The organism is Allobosea psychrotolerans (genome assembly GCF_002917105.1).
Classification (GTDB): Bacteria; Pseudomonadota; Alphaproteobacteria; order Rhizobiales; family Beijerinckiaceae; genus Allobosea; species Allobosea psychrotolerans.
In genome coordinates, this window is sequence record NZ_PQFZ01000005.1 from 51,783 (window position 1) to 53,736 (window position 1,954).

General features: G+C 62.8%; 2 pseudogenes. Both read right to left on the reverse strand.

Annotation, left to right across the window (positions count from 1 at the left end):
- A pseudogene (locus CYD53_RS30220) lies at window positions 1–912 on the reverse strand (hypothetical protein); the annotation flags it as partial.
- Between the two features lie 287 nt (window positions 913–1,199).
- A pseudogene (locus CYD53_RS10375) lies at window positions 1,200–1,954 on the reverse strand (hypothetical protein); the annotation flags it as partial.

Consider the following 1,954-nt stretch of genomic DNA (forward strand, 5'->3'; position numbering starts at 1 on the left):
TTCCGGCGCCATGGGCGCGGCCTTCGCATCGTCCGAGCCGGCAAGAACCGCTCCGCTAGCAGCAAGGCCGGCGGCGGGCGCCGCGATCGCGTTGAACTGGATCGTCCGATTGAACGTGGGATTGGGGTTGGCGTATTCACGGATGCGGGCGGCCGTCTTTGGCGCGACCGTCTTGAGATAGTTTGGATCGGCCATATAGGCGCGGATGGCTTCAGCCATATACTCGCCCGGAATGTCGTCGCCCTTATAGCCGTTAGGCTGCGGCAGGAACGGTTTGGCGTTGGCGCGGGCATCCGTCCCCGCCGCATTCCGATGGCCATTGTTGAGGCTGTTATAGAGGCCCCTTAGCTCGTCGCTGAGGCCGGCAGTCGGGATTTCGCCGACGATCTGGTCAATGACATGACCGATTTCATGAGCGTTGACGCGCGGAAATTGCCCCGGTGTCAGCGCCTTGGAGAGTACGACCGCGGTCGGCTGACCGGTGTATGGCTTGTATCGCGTCCGACCCATGTCTCGTCCGAGGGTGGATTGCGAGACAACATCTGCCTGATGACCCATTGTCGCCGTTGCGATTTCGTCCAGTGCTTCACGCGGTAGCGCCACGTCGCTTCCGCCAGCCGCCGTTCGGCCCACGACGTAACGGGCAGTGATGGGGGCTCCGTCGATGGTGTGAGTGAATTTTCCTCTTGCATCGGCGGGGGCTCCGGCAGGGTAATCAGTCTCGAAAGGACGGAGTGGCTTGATCGGAGGATCATACCGCGAAGTGCTTCTGGACGCTAGGTTTTTCGTCCCTTTTCCAAGCACCGCGAGCGCCAGCGCCGCGCCCAGAACGGCCCCGAGCGTGTTCAGCCCGGCGCCGGTGTAATTCCCCTCCCGGTAGTCCCGATACGCCTGATTGGCGGAGAGCGGCACAGCCAGCGGCGTCAGGTCGATGAGCTACAGGCCGGTCTGCCGAGAGCCGGATCGATGCGAAAAACCGGTTCCCACTTTTTCGTATCCTGCTCTGAATCCGCCGAGCCAAGCAGGCTCGAGACGAAGCGGCGGCGCAGGGGCAAGACCCGCTCATCGCCCATGGGCAATTGGCCAAGCTGGTCGCGCCAGCTCGGCTCGTAAGGATGAAGCTCAGCCATTATTCCGGCCTCCACTGATTGTTGCGCAGAGTGATGATCGTGCCGTCCGGCATGCGGGCGCGTGAGCCTTCACGAGCCTGCGTCAGTGAGAGGTCCATCGATCAGGACAGCGCCTGGAGGCAGCTCCGGCGCCATGGGCGCGGCCTTCGCATCGTCCGAGCCGGCAAGAACCGCTCCGCTAGCAGCAAGGCCGGCGGCGGGCGCCGCGATCGCGTTGAACTGGATCGTCCGATTGAACTTGGGATTGGGGTTGGCGTATTCACGGATGCGGGCGGCTGTCTTCGGCGCGACAGTCTTGAGATAGTTTGGATCGGCCATATAGGCGCGGATGGCTTCAGCCATATACTCGCGTGGAATGTCGTCGCCCCTGTAGCCGTCATGCTGCGGCAGGAACGGCCTGGCGTTGGCGCGGGCATCCGTCCCCGCCGCATTCCGATGGCCATTGCTCAGGCTGTTATAGAGGCCCCTTAGCTCGTCGCTGAGGCCGGCAGTCGGGATCGTCCCGGCCAGTTCGTCGACAGCATGCCCGATCTCATGTGCGAGGACGCGGGAATACCGATCAGGATCGAGGTTCTTGTCTATGAGGATCGCGCGGTCGACAACCTTCCCTGAGCGCCGGTCCCTGGTTACCACGTACCGTCCCGCATCGCCTCCGATCTCGCGCGCCGCAACAGCCTGAGCGTATCTGCCCGTTCCTTCCTTTCCGATGGCGTCATATGCAGACGTTGGAATGCCGGTATCGCCCTCGCCAACGTAATTTCGGCCGGCGACATATCTTGCGGTAAGCGGCCTTCCGTCCAGACCTTGCGTGAGTTTTCCGGTTG